This is a genomic window from Noviherbaspirillum aridicola, assembly GCF_019656455.1.
Classification (GTDB): Bacteria; Pseudomonadota; Gammaproteobacteria; order Burkholderiales; family Burkholderiaceae_D; genus Noviherbaspirillum; species Noviherbaspirillum aridicola.
This window is the reverse complement of record NZ_BPMK01000003.1, coordinates 1-18,505: the sequence shown is the minus strand read 5'-3', so window position 1 is coordinate 18,505 and position 18,505 is coordinate 1. Positions and strand designations below refer to the sequence as shown.

Sequence of the window (18,505 nt, the reverse complement as noted above, 5' to 3'; positions counted from 1 at the left end):
CGCCCGGCGCTTCAGGGACGCAGGTAGGCGTAGCCTTCGCGCGTCTGCAGGCGCGCCGCTTCCACCACGCCGGACGTCACCAGCCTGGCCTGCGGCAGCAGCTGGTCGAGCGGCACGTCATGCGCGGTCAGCGTGTTCTTGCATACGCGGAATTCCACGCCCTGCTCGGCCAGCGCGGCGACGGCCGCGTCGAAGGGCCGGCCGTTGCGCTCGCGCGCACCCTTGAGCAGGAAACGGATGCCGTCTCCGTTGGTGACGACCACGATCCTGGTATCGGGCTCGGCGCGGAGATGGTTGCGGATGTTGCCCATCGCGCGCGCGGCCTGGTCGATGCCCTCGGTCAGGTGGTAGACCACCTTCATCGGCTCTTCGGCCGTCGCCGCCGTCGGCAGCGCCAGGGCCGCCAGCAGGCCGGCGGCAAGTTTGAGGAATTGTCTTCTCATCAGGATTTCCAGTGAAAACGGGGATAGCTCGCGGAGACCGCCTCGGGCACCGGAGCCTCGATCGCGGCGCATATCGCGCGCAGCAGATCCGCGGCCTGCGGGGGCAAGGGCTCGCCGGCCGCCGCGAGCAATGCCTTGATCAGCAAGGGCTTGGCCAGCGGCGCGAGACGGTGCACCTGCTCAAGCGCTTCATTGACTCTCGGAAAACCGAGTTCCGCGACCGGCAGCGCGAGTTCGGATGATAGCCCAGCCTGGGGCAGGCGCGCTGCGCCGGCGGCGAAACGCGCGCCGGCATCGCCGCCCGCGGACGCGAGGTGCACGACCATCGACAGCAGCACGCGGCACGCGTCCCGGATCCCGGACAGATCGTGATGGCGCACCGGCACCGGACGGGCGGCGCGTGGCGACAGGCGGCGCGCGAGCACGGTCTGGATCACGAATTCCACGAGGGTGACGCGGCGGTCGGCGGCAATGAGACCGGCCACCGAGGCGAGCAGCTGCGCCCGCCGGGCGGCATCGAGCTCCCTGAGCGCCGGCATCGCGAGATCGAGCAGCGGCAGGCGCGCGCTCTGCGGCAGGCCGGCGATCTTGTCCGCCAGGTATTCCGCCATGCGTGCCCGTGCCGGCGACAGCGTCGCGAGCTGCGCGGCGCGCGCGGCGCCCTGCTCCAGCAGCAGCGCATGCACGATATCGCAGGCCGACTGCGGCTGACGCAGCGCGGCATCGACATCCGCGGGCAGCACCGCCGGATCGCCGAGGCGAGGCCGTTCCATGACCGACGCCGCCGCGAAGCCGGTCGCCTCATAGGGAATGTCGGGCAGCGTCTCTTGCCGCGCCGCGGGCGCCGGCATCTCGGCGGCGTCGAGCGGCGTCATGCTGCGGCCATAGATGCGGCGCAGCCGCTCCTCGACCGGCGGATGGGTGGCCAGCCAGCCGGCGGCGAGCGACCCGCTCGCCGCGCCGAGGAACAGATGCGACAACTGTTCCGCGCTCGGATGCTCGATGCGCGAGCCGGGCTGGATGCTGCGCGAGAGACCGGCGATCTTGCGCAGGGCGTTGCCGAGTCCGTCCGCGTTGCGGGTGAACTGCACCGCGCTCGCATCGGCGAGGAATTCGCGCTGGCGCGATACCGCGGCCTTGATCACCCTTCCGAAGAAGACGCCGATGTAGCCGACCACAAGCATGCCGAAACCGGTCAGCACCAGCACGACGCGCAGCGAGCCCTGCTTGCGGCGCTCCTCGCGCCCGCTCCAGCTGTGGGAGCCGAAGTCGATCAGATGGCGGCCGAAACCGGCGATCATCTGCAGCCCCGCGAGCAGGCCGATCAGGCGGATGTTGAGCCGCATGTCGCCGTTGAGGATGTGGCTGAACTCGTGGCCGATCACGCCCTGCAGCTCGTCGCGGGTAAGCCGGGTGAGCGCGCCGCGGGTGACCGCGACCACCGCTTCGTCGGGGTTGTAGCCGGCGGCGAAGGCATTGATCGCGGTTTCGCGGTCGAGCAGATAGACGCGGGGCACCGCGATGCCGGAGGCGATCGCCATTTCTTCCACCACGTTGAGCAGTCGCCGCTCCAGCAGGTCGGTGGAGGATGGCGGCACCTGCCGGCCGCCGGCCATCTTCGCCACCGCGTCGCCGCCGTCGCGCAGGTTCAGCATTTCGATCAGCGTGCCGACGCCGATCAGCGCCAGGGTCACGCCGGTGTTGGTGGCGAAGAAGCCGCGCGGCCAGTCGCGGATGCCGAACACGGCGCCGGTCTGCGTCCAGCTCCATGCCAGCGCGACCACCGCGTTGACCGCGGCGACGATGGCCAGCACCGCGAGCGCAAACAGCACCACCAGCTTGCGCGTCTGCCGCCGCGCATGCTCCTGCTGCGCGAAGAAATTCATCGCGGTGTCAGAAAGAAACCTTGACCGGCTTGCGCTCTTCGGGCGATTCGGTCGCTTCCAGCAGTTGCGCAGGGGTGAAGGCGAACATGCCCGCGATGATGGAGCCGGGGAACTGCTCGCGCGAGTTGTTGTACTCCATCACGCCGTCGTTGTAGGCCTGGCGGGCGAAGGCGATGCGGTTTTCGGTGCTGGTCAGCTCTTCGGTGAGCTGCATCATGTTCTGGTTGGCCTTGAGATCGGGATAGGATTCGGACAACGCGAACATCTTGCCGAGCGAGGCGCTGAGCATGCCGTCCGCTGCCGCCAGCTGGCGCACCGCGTCGGCGTCGCCGGGCGCGGCGGCCGCTCTCGTGCTGGCGCTGACGGCCTGGTTGCGCGCATTGATGACCGCCTCCAGCGTGTCGCGCTCATGCTTCATGTATCCGCGCGCGGTCTCCACCAGATTGGGTATCAGGTCGTAGCGCCGCTTGAGCTGCACGTCGATCTGGGCGAAGGCATTCTTGAACTGATTGCGCAGGCTGACCAGACGGTTGTAGGCGCCGACGGCCCAGAACAGGATGAGCAGCGCGATGACGGCTGCGACGATGGCTGAGGTCATGACTCCCTCCAAGGAAAAAGGCCGCGGATCCTTGCGGTCCGCGGCCTACTATAGCATCCCGGGGGAAATATTCCGTCCTGTCTAGCGGGCCTGGCCGCTCTGGGTCTGGCCGCTCTGGGCGGTATCCGACGTGCGGGTGAGCTGGCGCAGGTCGTCCTCGCTGATGTACTCGAACACCTTGACCACCTTGGTGACGCCGCCGATGGTGCGCACCAGGTCGGCCGCGCGCTGGCCTTCGCGCTCGGTCACGCGTCCCATAAGGTAAACCTCGCCGCGCTCGGTCACCACCTTGATGGCGTTGGCGTACAGGTCCTTGGCGTCGACGAAGCTCGCCTTGACCTTGCCGGTGATGAGCGTGTCGTTAGAGCGCGATGCGAAGCTCGACGGCAGCATGACGGCGAGATCGTTGACGACGGACTGCACGCCCTCGATCGCCGCCACCTCGCGCTCGACCGCGGCTTTCATCTGCTCGTCGCGCACTTCGCCGGTCAGCAGCACCTTGCGGTTGAAGGCGGTGACGTTGACATGGCCGGCGTTGCCGACGATGTTCGGAATCCGGGTTTCGCCCTTGAACACGATGGCCTTGTCCTCGGTCTGTGCGCCGAAGGTGCGGCGATCGGTGGCCGCGAGCGTGCCGAGCACGGCGGTGCCGACGGCCATCTCGACGCAGCCGGCAAGGCTGGCGACGAGGGCGCCGCACAGCACGGCCCTGGCCGCGGCGCGGGTGAAACGTTTATTCATGCATATCCTCCCCAAACAAGGCGACGTCGATGCCGTCGCACAAACAGTGAATCGTCAACAAATGCACTTCCTGTATCCGCGCCGTGCGGTCGTGCGGCACGCAGATGTGCACGTCGGCGTCGGTCAGCATCCTGGCGATCGCGCCGCCGCCCTTGCCGGTCAGCGCCACCACGCGCATGTCGCGCTCGAGCGCCGCTTCCACCGCCGCCACCACGTTGGCGGAGTTGCCCGAGGTGGACAGCGCCAGCAGGATGTCGCCGGCCTGACCGAAGGCCTGCACCTGCTTGCTGAAGATGTCGTTGAACGCGTAGTCGTTGCCGACCGCGGTCAGGATCGAGGTGTCGGTCGTCAGCGCCAGCGCGGGCAGCGGCAGGCGCTCGCGCTCGAAGCGTCCGACCAGTTCGGCAGCGAAATGCTGGCAGTCGGCGGCCGAGCCGCCGTTGCCGCACGCAAGGATCTTGTTGCCATTAGACAATGCCGAGAACATAAGTTGCACGGCTTCGGAAATCGGTTCCGCCAGCAGGGCCGCGGACCGCGTCTTGAGGTCGGCACTTTCCTGGAAGTGCGCCTGGATGCGTTGGTTCGTCATGATGCGTGGAATTATAGAGCAGGAGCAGGACTCGGTCTGGCGCGGATTTCCCGCGTGTTGAGCAATTGCAATCAGGCCTGGATAGCGTTGCGCAGCCACTGCAGCCTTGCGCCGTCGATGCTGATCACGTCGATGCGGCAGGGCGGCGGCTCGCGGTAGCGCTGCAGGAAGATCTGGGCGGCGAGCAGTATGCGTGCCTGCTTGCGCGGGGTGATGCTGGCGGCGGCGTCGCCATGGCTGTCGCCGGTGCGCTGGCGGACTTCGACGAAGATCAGGGTTTCGCCGGACTGCATGATCAGGTCGATCTCGCCGCCCCTGCAGCGGAAATTGCGTTCGACCAGTCGCATGCCCTGCGCCGCCAGGTAATGCAGCGCCCTGTCCTCGGCCGCGTCGCCGGCCTGCTGGCGCGCGGTGCGGACGCCCTTCAGCCGCGCCAGCAGGCCCATGCCCTTCTCAACGCCCGTTCGGCAGGGGCACGACCGCGCCGTTGCGATACACCGCCCGATCGGCGCTGCGCGAAAAGCGGGCGCCGGCGGCATCGAGACTGACCGCGAGCTTGCCGGTGACGCCGTCGAGTTCGAAGCTGCGGCGCTGCATCGCGATCTCGTGCGCCACGCGATAGGCGTCGATGCCGAGCGCGTACAGCCGCTCAAGGTCGGCGCTGCGCAGCGCGTTCGGCAGCGGCGGCAAGACGGGATAAGCCATCACCGCGGGATGATCCGGTTGCAGCAGCCAGGGGATTTCGACCAGGCGCACGCCGTCCATGTCCGGCATGCCCGGCGTCGCGGCCTGCAGTTGCGGCGGCGGCGAGGAATTGAGCTGCGAGGTGCCGTACAGCGGCAGCTCCGGCCCCATCAGCGCGCGGACCTGGCGCGCCTGGCGGGCGTCGAGCGCGGCGAAGATCAGCACCGGGACTTCGGGCTGCTGCTCCAGCTGCGGCTTCATCTGCAACAGCGCGCGCGCATTGACGAAGCCGTCGCTGGACTGCAGCTCCACCGGCTCGCTTTCGCGGCCGAGCTGCTGCCACTGCTGTTCGAATGCGCGGGCGGCGCGGCGCTGCCACGCGGTCCCGGTGAATACGATGAGGGCGCGGGCGCGCGGATGCTGGCTTGCGGCCCAGCCGGCCACCTGCCTGGCCTCGTCCTCGACCGACAGTCCGATCGGCAGCATCTGCGCCGGCAGCGCGAGCGGCACGTCGCCGCTGGCGTTGGCGTCCGGCGTGTTGAGCGCGATGGTGGGCCGCTGCAGGCTGGCGCTCTGCGCCACCGCGGTCACGCCGGTGCGCGACAGGGGGCCCACCACGATGTCGTGTTCGATGCTGGCCGCGTTGAAGCCGGTCAGCACATCCTGGGGCGCATCGCCGGTCTCGACCAGCTGCACATCCACGCCGTGCGGGTCGCGCTCGAAACCGGCCTGGAATCCCGCGCGCACCATCTCGGCGGCGGTACGCAGCGCTTCGGACTGGGTCGGCAGCAGGAGCGCGATGCGCACCATCGGCTGGTCGGTCAGCGGCACCGGAACGGGTGGCAGCGCGAGATCGGTCTGGGCCAGCAGCTGCGGCGGATGAACGGCGGCAGAGGCGCCCGGGCCCGTCACGGCTGTCGCGGCCTTCGCGGTTGTATTTGCCTGCACGGGCAGGCACAATCCGCTCAGCACGCAGACCAGCAGCACCGCATTCGCCATCCGGCTCACCATCGCCCTCTCCTTATGACAGCTTCCCATTCCGCCACTCCCTCTGTTGCCGCCCTGATGCAGGAAGTGTCGCAGCAGGCATGGCCAACCGCGACATTATATGTGGTGGCCACCCCCATCGGAAACGCGGGGGATATCACATTGCGAGCCATCAATGCGCTCGCGATCGCCGATGCGGTGGCCTGCGAAGACACGCGCAACACCGGGCAGCTGTTGTCGCGCTACGGCCTGTCGAAGGAACTGCTGGCCGCGCACGAACACAATGAGCGCGAAGCGGCGCAGCGCATCGTCGAGCGTCTGCGGGCGGGTCAGCGTATCGCGCTGGTGTCGGACGCGGGCACGCCGGCGGTATCGGACCCGGGGGCGCGCATCGTGGATGCGGTACGCGCGGCCGGCCTGCAGGTGATGCCGCTGCCGGGGCCGTCGGCGGCGGTGGCGGCCCTGTCGGCGAGCGGGCTGGTGCAGGACCGCTTCCTGTTTGCCGGCTTCCTGCCGTCGAAGGCGAAGCAGCGCGAGGATGCCCTGCGCAAGCTGGCGGACGTGGAAGCGACGCTGGTCCTGTACGAGGCGCCGCATCGCATCGTCGACACCGCGCAGGCACTGCTGTCGGTGCTCGGCGGCGAGAGGCAGGTGGTGTTCGCACGCGAACTGAGCAAGCTGTTCGAAGAGATTCACCGCTGCTCCCTGGCCGAGGCGCCGGCCTGGCTGGCCGCGGACGCCAAGCGCGAGAAGGGCGAATATGTGCTGCTGGTGGAAGGCGCATCGGCTGCCGATGGCGACGACGATCAGGAAGCACGACGGCTGCTCGCGATCCTGCTGGAGGAATGCAGCGTGAAGCAGGCGGCCTCGCTGGCCGCCCGCATCACCGGGCTGAAGAAGAACGCCCTGTATGAACAGGCGCTGAAGATGAAGTCGGGCGACTGACTCAGCGCTGCACGATCACCGGCCGGGCGCCGCTCGCCGACTGCAGGCGCGTGGCCGCGGCGGCGGCTTCCTCGCGCGAGGCGAAGGGACCGCTGTGCAGCCGGTACAGTCCGCCGGCCTGCACCACCTCGATCGCTTGCGGGCCGGCCGCCTGGTTCTGCTGCAGCCGGCCGCGCTCGGCCTCGGCATTCGCCTGGCGCGAGAAGGCGCCCAGCTGCACATAGTAGCCCGCGGCGCCCGCCGGCATCGGCACGACCGCCGGCGCCGACTGCTGGACCACGGCGGGCAGGATTTCCGGCGGCGGCAGCGGCCGGGTCTCGATGCCGGCATCGGCGCCGGCCAGCGAGACCGCCATCACCTCCGCCTGCTGCGGCGCCTCCGCCCGGGAGGCGAGCTGGGTCCGGCCGGCGTTGATGCGGGCGATTTCATCCGGCAGCAGCAGCTCGACCTCGAGTTCGCCGCTGCCCTTGCCGAGATAGCCGAGCTTGAGCGCCGCGGTGTAGGACAGGTCGATGATGCGGCCGGAATGGAAGGGTCCGCGGTCATTCACGCGCACGATGACCTGCTTGCCGTTGACGAGATGGGTCACGCGCACATAAGAGGGAATCGGCAGCGTCGGATGCGCGGCCGTCATCTTGTACATGTCGTAGAGCTCGCCGGAAGAGGTTTTCTGTCCATGGAATTTCTTGCCGTACCAGCTGCCGATGCCGCGCTGCTTGTACGGGCGACCGTCGGGCATCGGCGTGTAGGTCTTGCCGAACACGACATAGGGCCGGTTGGCGCGCGCCAGCGGCGGCTCGACCCGCGGCTCGGCGTCGGGCGTGTCGAGCAGGCCGTCGGGCGGATTGTCGCCCGGGCCGTCGTCCTTGTAGTAGCCGCCGCGTCCCGAACCGGCGGGCGGCAGCGCGGGAAGATTGGACGGCTTCTTGCCGACGGCCGGCGCGGTGGCGACGGGCGCGGGCTCGTTCAGCGGGACGCTGCTGCAGCCGGCCAGGATGAGCGGCAGCAGCAGCAGGGACGTGTTCAGATGGCGATGACAGGCCTGGAAGCGAATGCGCATCCTGTGGTTTCCTCCGTGCGGGTTCTGGGCAAGGAGCGGCGCGAGGGCTCGCTGCCGCGAAGGCCGCCCGGCGTGAGGGCCGGACGGCGAAGGAGGAAAGTGTGCCTTGGCAAGAGTTTTGCCGCAACAACAGAATTGTTACCGGACCGACAGGATGCCCCCGGCGAGGGCCGGGGATGGTTCAGGTCTGGACCAGCTTGCGATGCCGCTGGATGCTCATCAGCATGCCGACGCCGAGGCCGAGCGTCACGAACGCGGTGCCGCCGTAGCTCATGAAGGGCAGCGGCACGCCGACCACGGGCAGGATGCCGCTCACCATGCCCATGTTGACGAAGGCATAGGTGAACAGAATCATCGTCAGCGCGCCCGCGAGCAGACGCGTGAAGACGGTCGGCGCGTTGGCCGCGATGAGCAGGCCGCGGCCGATCAGCAGCAGGTAGATGAACAGCAGCGCCAGGTTGCCGATCAGGCCGAATTCCTCCGAATACACCGCGAACAGGAAGTCGGTGGTGCGCTCCGGGATGAATTCGAGGTGCGCCTGCGTGCCCTTGAACCAGCCCTTGCCGCTCACGCCGCCCGAGCCGATCGCGATCATCGACTGGATGATGTGGAAGCCCTTGCCGAGCGGGTCGGTGGTCGGGTCGATCAGGGTCAGCACCCGCTGCCGCTGGTAGTCGTGCAGCACCGACCAGACGATCGGCAGGCTCGCCATGCCGGTCAGGAACAGGCCGAGCAGCACCTTCCACGACAGGCCGGCCAGAAAGATCACATAGAAGCCGGACGCGAGCACCAGCAGCGAGGTGCCAAGGTCGGGCTGCTTGGCGATCAGCGCGACCGGGATCACCAGCAGGATGGCGGCGCCGGCGAAATCCTGCCAGCGCAGCGTACCCTCGCGCTTCTGGAAGAACCAGGCAAGCATCAGCGGCACCGCGATCTTGAGCAGCTCGGAGGGCTGGATCACCACGCCGACGTCGATCCAGCGGCGCGCGCCCTTCTTGACGATGCCGAACATCGCGACCGCGATCAGCAGCCCGACGCCGATGGTGTACAGCGGCACCGCCAGACGCATCAGCATCTGCGGCGGCATCAGCGCCGCCATCCACATCACCACGAAGGAAATCATGATGTTGCGCAGGTGGTCGTCGAAACGGCTGCCGTGGTCATAGCCGGCCGAGTACATCGCCATGCTGCTGACCGACAGCAGCAGGAACAGGATCAGCATCAGCGGCCCGTCGAACACGTTCAGATACGGCTTGATGACTTGCCAGGGATGCCGGCGCTCGGGAATGTGCATGCTGTGCATCGTCGTCAGTCTCTCTGCTGGGGCGGTTGCGCCGCAGTCGGCTGCTGCCGGGGCGCCTGCTGGGGTTGCGGCTGCGGTTTCTGCGGCGCCTGCGCCCGGGGTGCCTGCTGCGTCTGCGGTGTCTGCTGCTGCACCGGCGGTTGCCCGCTCTGCGGTGCCGCTTGCGCCGGCGCCTGTTGTGGCGCCTGTTGCGGCACCTGCTGGGGGGTCTGCAGCGCCACGGGCTTGACCGTGGTGCTGCCGGCCGCAGCGGCCTCAGGCGGCAGCGCCGGTGCCTGCTTGCCCGCTGGCGGCGCGGCCTTGTCCTCGGGACGCTTGCCGAGCAGCCAGTAGTCGATCGCCTTGCGCGCGATCGGCGCCGCGGCCTGCGCGCCGAAGCCGCCGTTCTCGACGATCAGCGCGAGCACGATGCGCGGATTGTCGACCGGGGCGAAGGCGGTATAGAGCGCGTGGTCGCGGTGAATCTCGGCGATCTTGCTGGCGTCGTATTTCTCGTTCTTCTTGATCGCGATCACCTGCGCGGTGCCGGTCTTGCCCGCCGACTGGTAGCCGGCGTTGGCGAACGCGCGCGCGCCCGTGCCTTCCTTCACCACGCCTTCCATCGTGTGCTTGATGTAGTCGATGTTCTGCTGCTTGAGCGGGATGCGGTAGCTTTCCTTGGGCACGGTCAGCGTGCGCTCCTTGGTGGCGCCGTTCTCGATGATCTTGGCCAGGTGCGGCTTCATCACCACGCCGTTGTTCACGAGGTTGGCGGTGGCGTGCGCGAGCTGCAGGATGGTGAACGAGTTGTAGCCCTGGCCGATGCCGATCGAGATGGTCTCGCCCGCATACCATTTCTTTTGCTCGGGGCGGCGGTAGGCATTGCGCTTCCATTCGGTGGAGGGCAGGATGCCGCGCTTTTCATGCTCGAGGTCGATGCCGGTGAGCTGGCCGAAGCCGAAAGGCTTCATGAAGTCGTGGATGGTATCGACGCCGAGTTCATTGGCCAGGATGTAGTAGTAGGTGTCGCAGGAATGCACGACCGACTTGTACATGTCGACCATGCCATGCCCGCCCTCCTTGTCGTCGCGGAACTTGTGATTGCCGAACCAGAAATAGCCGGGGTCGGAAATCGCCTGGTTCGGCGTGCGCTTGCCGAGCTCGAGCGCGGCCAGCGCCATGAAGGGCTTGTAGGTGGAGCCGGGCGGATAGGTGCCGATCAGCGGCCGGTTCAGCAGCGGCCGGTCGGGCGAGTTGTTGAGTTCATTCCAGCTCTGCGGATCGATGCCGTCGACGAACAGGTTGGGGTCGAAGGTCGGCATGGACACATAGGCCAGCACGTCGCCGGTCGCCGGCTCGATCGCCACCAGCGCGCCGCGGCGGTCGCCGAAGGCTTCCTCGACGATCTTCTGCAGTTCGACGTCGATGGACAGGATCAGGTTGTGGCCGGGGGTGGCCGGCGTGCGCGACAGCGTGCGCACCGCGCGTCCGCCGGCGGAGACTTCCACTTCCTCGTAGCCGGTGGTGCCGTGCAGCTCGCGCTCGTAGCGCTTTTCCAGGCCTTCCTTGCCGATATGGTTGGTGCCCGCGTAGTTGGCCGCGTCCTCGCTCTCCTCGATGCGGGCGGCCTCGCGCTGGTTGATGCGGCCGATGTAGCCGATCACGTGCGAAGCGACCTTGCCCTGCGGGTACTGGCGGAACAGGCGGGCCTGGATTTCGACACCGGGGAAGCGGTAGCGCTGCGCGGTGAAGCGCGCGACTTCCTCGTCGCTCAGGCGGGTGCGGATCGGCAGGCTCTCGAAGTTCTTGGCCTCTTCCTGCAGGCGGCGGAAGCGGCGGCGGTCCTTGGGCTGGATGTCGACCAGCGTCGACAGTTCGTCGATCAGCTTGTCCAGCGGCTGCTGGATCTTGGACGGCGTGATTTCCAGGGTATAGGCGGAGAAGTTGCGCGCCAGGACCACGCCGTTGCGGTCCAGGATCAGGCCGCGGTTGGGCACCACCGGCACGATGGAGATGCGGTTGTCCTCGGCCTGGGCCTGGTAATGGTCGTGGCGCAGTACCTGCAGCCAGACGAAGCGCGAGACCAGCAGGCCGAAGCAGATCAGCACGAACACGGCCGCCACCGACAGCCGCATGCGGAAGAAATGCAGTTCGCGTTCCGTGTTCTTGAATTCGGTCATACCTGACTTTTTGACTTGACGGCCGGAGGCCGTGCGCTAGGGTGCTACGTCCTGATCAACAGGCGCCCGTCGGGGCGCGCTCAAATGGGTCGCGTGTCGTCGCGGTCGACCGCGCGCCGCTGGGGCGCCAGCAGGATCGCCGTCACGAGAGGCCACAGCAGCGAGGCCACCACGCTCTCGAGGAATACGCTCCAGCCCGGGAAGCGGCCGCTCACCAGCATCCTGATCACCAGCTGCACCGCCTGCATCAGCAACAGCAGCGGCAGCACGTGGGCGGCCTGGGTCCAGACCTTGAACCACAGCACGCGACGGTGAATCATGATCGCGAAATACGACAGCAGCGTGTACGACAGCGCGTTTTCGCCGAGCAGGCTGGCGTCGTGCACGTCCATCAGCAGCCCCATGGTGAAGGCGATGCCGATGCCGACGCGGCGCGGCTGGTGAATGCTCCAGAACACCAGCACCAGGGCGACGAAATCCGGCACGCCGACCGCCTGCCCCCAGGGCAGGATGTTCAGCAGGAAGGCCACGACGATGCTCGCCGCGATGAACAGCGGATTGGCGGGCAGCAGGATGTAGTGCGGTCGGTTCATGGCTTCGGCTGTGCGGGTGATGCCGGTGCCGGCGCGGCGGCAGGCGGCGCAGGCGTCGGCGCGGCAGGCGCTACGGCGGCCGTAGCGGGTCTGGATGCGGGTGCCGCGGGCGCGGCCGCGGCCGGCGCGGGCTGCGCCGGTGCCTTCGGCGTCACGGCGGGCGGCGAGGCAGCCCCGGCGCCAGCGGGTGAAGCGGGTTTTGCCGGTCCCGGGCTGGCGGCGGCGGGCTGGGCCGCGGGTTGCGCGGCGGGTGCCGCCGCCTGCGCCTGCGCCTGCGGCGTGCTGGCGGCCGCTGCCGCCGGAGCCGCCTGCTTGCCATCCCTGGCGGCTTCGGCCGCGGGCTTCTTGTGCGCGGGAGCCGCCGCATCGTCCGCCGACGGACGCGGCGGGAAGTTGTCCTCGGTGAGCAGGATCAGCAGCTGGCGATTGCGGTCGATGCCGGCCAGCGGCTGCAGCACGATACGGGCGAATGCGTCGGACGACTTGCTCTCGACCTGTGCCACCTTGGCCACCGCAAGGCCTGGCGGATAGACGCCGTCGAGGCCGGAGGTCACCAGAATGTCGCCATTGCGCACGTCGGCGTTGACCGGCATGAAGCGCAGATCGAGCGTGCCGGCATGGCCCTGGCCATAGGCGATGCTGCGCAGCCCGGAGCGCACCACCTGCACCGGAATGGCCTGGTCCTTGTCGGTCAGCAGCGTGACTTCCGATGTGAACGGGTAGACGCGGGTGACCTGGCCCACCACGCCGAGGTCGTCGATCACCGGCTGGCCGGGGCGCACGCCGTTGCGGCTGCCGCGGTCGAGGATGATCTTGCGGGTGAAGGCGTCGCGGGCGTCGTACAGGATCTCGCTCATCACCGACTTCACCGGCAGGCGCTCATTCGCATCGAGCAGCCTGCGCAGCTGCGCGTTCTCGGCGGACAGCTGCTGGATCTGCTGCAGCGTCTGCGCGTTGGCCACCTGCTCCTGCTTGAGCCGCTGGTTTTCGCGCTGCACCGCCGACAGGGTCGAGAAATAGCCGGCGACCAGCATGGCGCCGTCGCGCGGCAGCAGCGCCACCACCTGCAACGGGTAGAGGGCGGTGCCGACGACCTGGCGGATCGCCCCCAGCGAGCGCAGGCGCGCATCGGCGATCAGCAGGGTCAGGGCTATCAGGGAGAAGATCACCACTTTGGCGCGGGCGGAGGCGCCTTGCTTGAAGAGTGGCGGTGGACTGTAATCCATCAGAGGCTAGCGAGTGCGGTAGGTGCGGTGCAGTGTGAGTCCGCCGGCGCATCCCGCTGCGGCGGGATGCGCGTGATGCAGGGCTTACTCGTAGGAGAAGATCGAACCGAGCTTGTCCATGCGTTCGAGCGCCATGCCGGAGCCGCGCACCACGCAGGTCAGCGGATCCTCGGCGACGATCACCGGCAGGCCGGTCTCTTCCATCAGCAGGCGGTCGAGGTCGCGCAGCAGCGCGCCGCCGCCGGTGAGCATCATGCCCTTCTCGGCGATGTCGGCGCCGAGTTCCGGCGGGGTCTGCTCGAGCGCGTTCTTGACGGCGGAGACGATGTTGTTGAGCGGGTCGGTCAGCGCTTCCAGGATTTCATTGCTGGAGATGGTGAACGAGCGCGGGATGCCTTCGGACAGGTTGCGGCCCTTGACTTCCATCTCCTTGACTTCGGAGCCCGGGAAGGCGGAACCGATTTCCTTCTTGATCAGCTCGGCGGTCTGCTCGCCGATCAGCATGCCGTAGTTGCGGCGGATGTAGTTGACGATGGCTTCGTCGAACTTGTCGCCGCCGACGCGCACCGAGCCCTTGTAGACCATGCCGCCGAGGGAGATGATGCCGACCTCGGTGGTGCCGCCGCCGATGTCGACCACCATCGAACCGGTCGCGTCCGACACCGGCAGGCCGGCGCCGATCGCCGCGGCCATCGGCTCCTCGATCAGGTAGACCTGGGAGGCGCCGGCGCCGAGCGCGGATTCGCGGATCGCGCGGCGCTCGACCTGGGTCGAGCCGCAGGGCACGCAGATGATGATGCGCGGGGACGGCTTGAACAGCTTGGAGTCGTGCACCATGCGGATGAACTGCTTGAGCATCTGCTCGGTGACGGTGAAGTCGGCGATCACGCCGTCCTTCATCGGGCGGATCGCCTCGATGTTGCCGGGCACCTTGCCCAGCATCTGCTTGGCTTCCTTGCCGACCGCCTGAATGGTCTTCTTGCCGTTCGGGCCGCCCTGCTGGCGGATCGCCACCACCGAGGGCTCGTCCAGCACGATACCCATGTTGCGTACGTAGATCAGCGTGTTCGCGGTACCCAGGTCGATGGCCAGGTCGTTAGAAAAATAACTGCGTAAGAATCCAAACATGTATTGTCCCGATGCGCATCACAGGCGCGCTAAACAATGGTGGGTAAAACCCGGGCTGGGCCGCTTCTGCCGCGCTGGCGCGGGGCGGCGATAAGCCCGTCATTCTACCTTATAATTCACGTGAAATTAGTCGAGGGAAACTCCAAAAATCACGGCGAAACCCCTGTTGCAACGCCATTTTTGACAAGCTTTTGCCAGAACAAAAACAGCCTTTGACTTCCTGAATATTTCCGATTGCAACGAACTCCAACGATCCCCCAACGATCACTCTCCGGCACCCCGACATGTCACTCGACCTAACCGATGTCAAACGTCTCGCGCGCCTCGCGCAGCTGGACCTCAACGATGAACAGGCGGGCAAGACGCTCGACAAGCTCAACGGCATCTTCGCCCTGGTGGAGCAGATGCGCGCCGTCGACACCACCGGCGTCGAACCCCTGAGCCACCCGATCGCCGCCTACCAGGACAACATCGCCCTGCCGCTGCGCGAGGACCGCGTCACGGAGGCCGACCGCCGCGACGAATACCAGCAAGTGGCGCCTGCGGTGCAGGACGGCCTCTACCTGGTCCCGAAAGTCATCGAATAACACGGCCGGCGCCTCGCGCCGCCAGTCCTTCCCATGCATACCAAGACCATCAAAGAACTTTCCGCGCTGCTGCAGGCAAGGCAGATCTCGGCGACCGAACTGGCCCGCCTGTATCTCGACCGTATCGGGAGCAGCGACCTGAATGCCTTCATCCACGTGGACGAGCAGCTCACGCTGCAGCAGGCCGCTGCGGCCGACGCCCGCATCGCTTCCGGGGACACCACGCCGCTGACCGGCATTCCGATCGCGCACAAGGACATTTTCGTCACGCGCGGCTGGCGTTCCACCGCCGGCTCGAAGATGCTCTCAAGCTACACAAGCCCCTTCGATGCGGCGGTGGTGGATCAGTTCCACAAGGCGGGCACGGTCACGCTCGGAAAATTGAATTGTGATGAATTCGCCATGGGCTCCTCGAACGAGAACTCGTTCTTCGGCCCGGTGAAGAACCCGTGGGACAGGACAGCGATCCCGGGCGGCTCCTCCGGCGGCTCGGCCGTCGCGATCGCCGCGCGCCTGGCGCCGGCGGCCACCGCCACCGACACCGGCGGCTCGATCCGCCAGCCGGCATCGCTGTGCGGCGTCACCGGCATCAAGCCGACCTATGGCCGTGTGTCGCGCTTCGGCATGATCGCTTTTGCATCCTCGCTCGACCAGGGCGGTCCGATGGCGCAGACCGCGGAGGACTGCGCGCTGCTGCTCAATGCGATGGCGGGACACGACGAACGCGACTCGACCAGCCTCGACCGTCCGGCGGAAGACTTCACCCGCGAACTCGGCAACAGCCTGCAGGGCCTGCGCATCGGCATCCCGCGTGAATATTTCGGCAAGGGTCTCGCGGCCGACGTCGAGCAGGCGGTGCGCGCGGCGCTCGCCGAGTATGAAAAGCTGGGCGCGACGCTGGTCGACATCTCGCTGCCCAAGACCGAGCTGTCGATCCCGGTGTATTACGTGATCGCGCCGGCCGAGGCCTCGTCCAACCTGAGCCGCTTCGACGGCGTGCGCTACGGACATCGCGCGAGCGACTACAAGGACCTCGCCGACATGTACCGCAAGACCCGCTCCGAGGGTTTCGGCGACGAGGTCAAGCGCCGCATCCTGGTCGGCGCCTATGTGCTGTCGCACGGCTATTACGACGCGTACTACCTGCAGGCACAGAAGCTGCGCCGCCTGATCGCCGAGGATTTCCAGAACGCGTTCACCCAGTGCGACGTGATCATGGGGCCCGTGTCACCGACCGTGGCCTGGGACCTCGGCGCCAAAGCGGACGACCCGGTCGCCAACTATCTGGCCGACATCTACACGCTGTCCACCAGCCTCGCGGGCCTGCCCGGCATGTCCATCCCCTGCGGCTTCGGCCAGGGCGACAAGAACGGGCGCCGTCCGGTCGGCCTGCAGCTGATCGGCAATACCTTCAGCGAAGCGAAGCTGCTCAATATCGCGCACCAGTTCCAGCTGGCCACCGACTGGCACCGGCGCGTGCCGCAGGGAGTCTGATCATGCGCCGCCTGCTGCCCGCACTGCTTGCTCTCGCCTGCGGCGCGGCGGCGGGACAGGCGCTGGACGCCCGCTTCGCCTGCAGCAGCGAGCGCAACGAGGATGGTGAAAAAGTCGTCTACACCGACGTCGCGACGATGCGGCTCAAGGGCGACCGGATCGAAGCCTTCAGCTGGGAGTCGGCGCTGCACCGCAGCACCCACGGCTTCGACTGCAGCATCGACGACAGCGACGGCCTGAGCGCGGAGGTGAGCGAGGACGGCGCGCGGGCCACCTGGCGGGTCGCGCTCAGGGATGCAAGGGCGGCGCGCGACGCGCGCGGCTACACCTTCGATCGCCGCATGAATTGCACGATCCGCCTGGTGCGCGAGGGCGACAGCCTGCAGGTGAAGCCGACCTGCCCCGCGCTGTGCGGATCGCGCCCGAATTTCACGGAACTGTCGGTCGACCTGAAGACCGGCAAGTGCCGTCATGAAGAATGAGTGAGGAAACTATGCAGTGGGAAATCGTGATCGGCCTCGAGACGCATGCGCAGCTCTCGACGGAATCGAAAATCTTCAGCGGCAGTTCGACCCGCTTCGGCGCCGCCCCCAACACCCAGGCCAGCCCGGTCGATCTCGCCCTGCCCGGCGTGCTGCCGGTGATGAACAAGGGCGCGGTGGAAAAGGCGATCCAGTTCGGCCTCGCGATCGGCGCCACGGTGGCGCCGAAGTCCATCTTCGCCCGCAAGAATTACTTCTATCCCGACCTGCCCAAGGGTTATCAGATCAGCCAGTACGAGATCCCGGTGGTGCAGGGCGGCCGCGTGTCCTTCATCCTCGAGCAGAACGGCAAGGCCGAAGTGCGCAGCGTGCAGCTGACCCGCGCGCACCTGGAGGAAGACGCCGGCAAGTCGCTGCACGAGGACTACCACGGCATGACCGGCATCGACCTCAACCGCGCCGGCACGCCGCTGCTGGAGATCGTCACCGAACCCGACATGCGCAGCGCCGCCGAGGCGGTCGCCTATGCCAAGGCCCTGCATTCGCTGGTGGTGTGGCTCGGCATCTGCGACGGCAACATGCAGGAAGGCTCCTTCCGCTGCGACGCCAACGTCTCGGTGCGCCCGCTCGGGCAGAAGGAATTCGGCACCCGCTGCGAGATCAAGAACCTCAACTCCTTCCGCTTCCTGGAAGAGGCGATCAACTACGAAGTGCGCCGACAGATCGAACTGATCGAGGATGGCGGCACCGTGGTGCAGGAAACCCGGCTGTACGACCCGGACCGCAAGGAAACCCGCTCCATGCGCAGCAAGGAAGACGCGCAGGACTACCGCTATTTCCCCGACCCCGACCTGCCGCCGCTGGTGATCGCGCCGGAGTGGGTGGAAAGGGTGAAGGCCGCGATGCCGGAACTGCCGGGCGCGATGCGCGAGCGCTTCGTCGGCGACTATGGCCTGCCCGAATACGATGCCGCGGTGCTGACCCAGTCCAAGGCGATGGCCGGCTACTTCGAGGCCGTGGTGGCGAAGGCCGGCCGCGAGCAGGCCAAGCCCGCCGCCAACTGGCTGATGGGCGATGTTTCCTCCACCCTCAACCGCGAGGGCGTCGACATCGCCGAGGCGCCGGTGAAGGCCGAACAGCTCGCCCTGCTGCTGCAGCGCATCGCCGACGGCACCATCTCCAACAAGATCGCCAAGGAAGTCTTCGGCGCGATGTGGGAAGCGAAGTCCGACAGCCCGGCGCTGGCCGACGAAATCATCGAGTCCAAGGGACTCAAGCAGATTTCCGACAGCGGCGCGCTGGAAAAGATCGTCGATGAAGTGCTGGCGGCCAACGCCAAATCGGTCGAGGAGTACCGCGCCGGCAAGGAAAAGGCCTTCAACGCCATCATCGGCCAGGCAATGAAAGCCACGCGCGGCAAGGCCAACCCGGCCCAGCTGACCGAGCTGCTCAAGAAGAAGCTGGCGGGCTAGGTGTGAAGTTGCAAGAGGTTATTTCGGTTGGTTGAGAGTCTGGACATTGGTGCTTTGCCGCCGATACCTTGGTGCGGGCGGTGCCAGTTGTAGTGGTGGTTCCACTGATGGAGCATTTCGGCGCGCTC

The 18,505-nt window shown here is 67.4% G+C and carries 19 protein-coding genes; 5 read left to right on the top strand and 14 right to left on the bottom strand.

Going from position 1 to position 18,505, the window contains the following annotated elements:
• Positions 1–11: 11 nt before the first annotated feature.
• From NCCP691_RS03630 to NCCP691_RS03600, 7 genes are all read right to left on the bottom strand, one after another.
• Positions 12–443, bottom strand: coding sequence for a DsrE family protein (locus tag NCCP691_RS03630; RefSeq protein ID WP_220806893.1), 432 nt, complete (start codon positions 441–443; stop codon positions 12–14).
• The gene (locus NCCP691_RS03625; protein ID WP_220806892.1) at positions 443–2,329 is read right to left on the bottom strand and encodes a M48 family metallopeptidase; all 1,887 of its coding nucleotides are present in this window, start codon (positions 2,327–2,329) and stop codon (positions 443–445) included. The genes NCCP691_RS03630 and NCCP691_RS03625 overlap by 1 nt, the downstream gene beginning before the upstream one ends.
• 7 nt (positions 2,330–2,336) lie before the next feature.
• Positions 2,337–2,927: a LemA family protein gene (locus NCCP691_RS03620; RefSeq protein ID WP_220806891.1), complete on the bottom strand. Its 591-nt coding sequence runs from the start codon at positions 2,925–2,927 to the stop codon at positions 2,337–2,339.
• A gap of 81 nt (positions 2,928–3,008) precedes the next feature.
• Positions 3,009–3,668 carry a BON domain-containing protein gene (locus NCCP691_RS03615; RefSeq protein WP_220806890.1) on the bottom strand — a complete coding sequence of 220 codons (660 nt, stop codon included), beginning with the start codon at positions 3,666–3,668 and terminating at the stop codon, positions 3,009–3,011.
• Positions 3,661–4,257: a phosphoheptose isomerase gene (locus NCCP691_RS03610; protein WP_220806889.1), complete on the bottom strand. Its 597-nt coding sequence runs from the start codon at positions 4,255–4,257 to the stop codon at positions 3,661–3,663. The genes NCCP691_RS03615 and NCCP691_RS03610 overlap by 8 nt, the downstream gene beginning before the upstream one ends.
• Before the next feature lie 71 nt (positions 4,258–4,328).
• Complete coding sequence (locus NCCP691_RS03605) at positions 4,329–4,703, bottom strand: YraN family protein (RefSeq protein ID WP_220806888.1); 375 nt, start codon at positions 4,701–4,703, stop codon at positions 4,329–4,331.
• 7 nt (positions 4,704–4,710) lie between these two features.
• The gene (locus NCCP691_RS03600; protein ID WP_238482299.1) at positions 4,711–5,952 is read right to left on the bottom strand and encodes a penicillin-binding protein activator; all 1,242 of its coding nucleotides are present in this window, start codon (positions 5,950–5,952) and stop codon (positions 4,711–4,713) included.
• A gap of 12 nt (positions 5,953–5,964) precedes the next feature.
• On the opposite strand from NCCP691_RS03600, the gene rsmI reads away from it, so the two are divergent.
• Positions 5,965–6,873 (top strand): 16S rRNA (cytidine(1402)-2'-O)-methyltransferase, encoded by a 909-nt coding sequence (gene rsmI, locus NCCP691_RS03595; protein ID WP_220806887.1) that lies wholly within the window; start codon positions 5,965–5,967, stop codon positions 6,871–6,873.
• Between the two features lies 1 nt (position 6,874).
• Here the strand turns inward: rsmI and NCCP691_RS03590 are convergent, their stop codons facing one another.
• The 6 genes from NCCP691_RS03590 to NCCP691_RS03565 form a co-directional block, all read right to left on the bottom strand.
• Complete coding sequence (locus NCCP691_RS03590; protein ID WP_220806886.1) at positions 6,875–7,933, bottom strand: septal ring lytic transglycosylase RlpA family protein; 1,059 nt, start codon at positions 7,931–7,933, stop codon at positions 6,875–6,877.
• Between the two features lie 181 nt (positions 7,934–8,114).
• Positions 8,115–9,227 carry a rod shape-determining protein RodA gene (rodA, locus tag NCCP691_RS03585; protein ID WP_220806885.1) on the bottom strand — a complete coding sequence of 371 codons (1,113 nt, stop codon included), beginning with the start codon at positions 9,225–9,227 and terminating at the stop codon, positions 8,115–8,117.
• A 14-nt stretch (positions 9,228–9,241) separates the two neighbouring features.
• Positions 9,242–11,395 carry a penicillin-binding protein 2 gene (mrdA, locus tag NCCP691_RS03580; RefSeq protein ID WP_220806884.1) on the bottom strand — a complete coding sequence of 718 codons (2,154 nt, stop codon included), beginning with the start codon at positions 11,393–11,395 and terminating at the stop codon, positions 9,242–9,244.
• Positions 11,396–11,475: 80 nt separating this feature from the next.
• Positions 11,476–11,988: a rod shape-determining protein MreD gene (gene mreD, locus NCCP691_RS03575; RefSeq protein WP_220806883.1), complete on the bottom strand. Its 513-nt coding sequence runs from the start codon at positions 11,986–11,988 to the stop codon at positions 11,476–11,478.
• Positions 11,985–13,214, bottom strand: a complete 1,230-nt coding sequence (gene mreC, locus NCCP691_RS03570; RefSeq protein ID WP_220806882.1) for a rod shape-determining protein MreC — start codon at positions 13,212–13,214, stop codon at positions 11,985–11,987. The genes mreD and mreC overlap by 4 nt, the downstream gene beginning before the upstream one ends.
• An 84-nt stretch (positions 13,215–13,298) precedes the next feature.
• The gene (locus tag NCCP691_RS03565) at positions 13,299–14,342 is read right to left on the bottom strand and encodes a rod shape-determining protein (protein WP_040041654.1); all 1,044 of its coding nucleotides are present in this window, start codon (positions 14,340–14,342) and stop codon (positions 13,299–13,301) included.
• A gap of 284 nt (positions 14,343–14,626) precedes the next feature.
• On the opposite strand from NCCP691_RS03565, the gene gatC reads away from it, so the two are divergent.
• From gatC to gatB, 4 genes are read left to right on the top strand one after another with little or no spacing between them, the layout of a single operon-like run.
• Positions 14,627–14,929 carry an Asp-tRNA(Asn)/Glu-tRNA(Gln) amidotransferase subunit GatC gene (gene gatC / locus NCCP691_RS03560; RefSeq protein ID WP_220806881.1) on the top strand — a complete coding sequence of 101 codons (303 nt, stop codon included), beginning with the start codon at positions 14,627–14,629 and terminating at the stop codon, positions 14,927–14,929.
• A 33-nt stretch (positions 14,930–14,962) separates the two neighbouring features.
• Complete coding sequence (gene gatA, locus NCCP691_RS03555; protein ID WP_220806880.1) at positions 14,963–16,423, top strand: Asp-tRNA(Asn)/Glu-tRNA(Gln) amidotransferase subunit GatA; 1,461 nt, start codon at positions 14,963–14,965, stop codon at positions 16,421–16,423.
• A 2-nt stretch (positions 16,424–16,425) separates the two neighbouring features.
• Positions 16,426–16,905, top strand: a complete 480-nt coding sequence (locus tag NCCP691_RS03550; RefSeq protein WP_220806879.1) for a hypothetical protein — start codon at positions 16,426–16,428, stop codon at positions 16,903–16,905.
• Positions 16,906–16,916: 11 nt separating this feature from the next.
• Positions 16,917–18,377, top strand: coding sequence for an Asp-tRNA(Asn)/Glu-tRNA(Gln) amidotransferase subunit GatB (gene gatB / locus NCCP691_RS03545; RefSeq protein ID WP_220806878.1), 1,461 nt, complete (start codon positions 16,917–16,919; stop codon positions 18,375–18,377).
• On the opposite strand, the gene NCCP691_RS03540 is transcribed toward gatB, so the two are convergent.
• Positions 18,374–18,505 (bottom strand): integrase core domain-containing protein (locus tag NCCP691_RS03540; protein ID WP_220807176.1); only part of this gene is annotated, 132 nt, incomplete at its 5' end. The genes gatB and NCCP691_RS03540 overlap by 4 nt on opposite strands.

Coding starts and splice junctions, on each gene's coding strand:
- NCCP691_RS03630 (WP_220806893.1), bottom strand. CDS start 443: ATGAGAAGACAATTCCTCAAACTTGCCGCCGGCCTGCTGGCGGCCCTG.
- NCCP691_RS03625 (WP_220806892.1), bottom strand. CDS start 2,329: ATGAATTTCTTCGCGCAGCAGGAGCATGCGCGGCGGCAGACGCGCAAG.
- NCCP691_RS03620 (WP_220806891.1), bottom strand. CDS start 2,927: ATGACCTCAGCCATCGTCGCAGCCGTCATCGCGCTGCTCATCCTGTTC.
- NCCP691_RS03615 (WP_220806890.1), bottom strand. CDS start 3,668: ATGAATAAACGTTTCACCCGCGCCGCGGCCAGGGCCGTGCTGTGCGGC.
- NCCP691_RS03610 (WP_220806889.1), bottom strand. CDS start 4,257: ATGACGAACCAACGCATCCAGGCGCACTTCCAGGAAAGTGCCGACCTC.
- NCCP691_RS03605 (WP_220806888.1), bottom strand. CDS start 4,703: ATGGGCCTGCTGGCGCGGCTGAAGGGCGTCCGCACCGCGCGCCAGCAG.
- NCCP691_RS03600 (WP_238482299.1), bottom strand. CDS start 5,952: ATGGTGAGCCGGATGGCGAATGCGGTGCTGCTGGTCTGCGTGCTGAGC.
- rsmI (WP_220806887.1), top strand. CDS start 5,965: ATGACAGCTTCCCATTCCGCCACTCCCTCTGTTGCCGCCCTGATGCAG.
- NCCP691_RS03590 (WP_220806886.1), bottom strand. CDS start 7,933: ATGCGCATTCGCTTCCAGGCCTGTCATCGCCATCTGAACACGTCCCTG.
- rodA (WP_220806885.1), bottom strand. CDS start 9,227: ATGCACATTCCCGAGCGCCGGCATCCCTGGCAAGTCATCAAGCCGTAT.
- mrdA (WP_220806884.1), bottom strand. CDS start 11,395: ATGACCGAATTCAAGAACACGGAACGCGAACTGCATTTCTTCCGCATG.
- mreD (WP_220806883.1), bottom strand. CDS start 11,988: ATGAACCGACCGCACTACATCCTGCTGCCCGCCAATCCGCTGTTCATC.
- mreC (WP_220806882.1), bottom strand. CDS start 13,214: ATGGATTACAGTCCACCGCCACTCTTCAAGCAAGGCGCCTCCGCCCGC.
- NCCP691_RS03565 (WP_040041654.1), bottom strand. CDS start 14,342: ATGTTTGGATTCTTACGCAGTTATTTTTCTAACGACCTGGCCATCGAC.
- gatC (WP_220806881.1), top strand. CDS start 14,627: ATGTCACTCGACCTAACCGATGTCAAACGTCTCGCGCGCCTCGCGCAG.
- gatA (WP_220806880.1), top strand. CDS start 14,963: ATGCATACCAAGACCATCAAAGAACTTTCCGCGCTGCTGCAGGCAAGG.
- NCCP691_RS03550 (WP_220806879.1), top strand. CDS start 16,426: ATGCGCCGCCTGCTGCCCGCACTGCTTGCTCTCGCCTGCGGCGCGGCG.
- gatB (WP_220806878.1), top strand. CDS start 16,917: ATGCAGTGGGAAATCGTGATCGGCCTCGAGACGCATGCGCAGCTCTCG.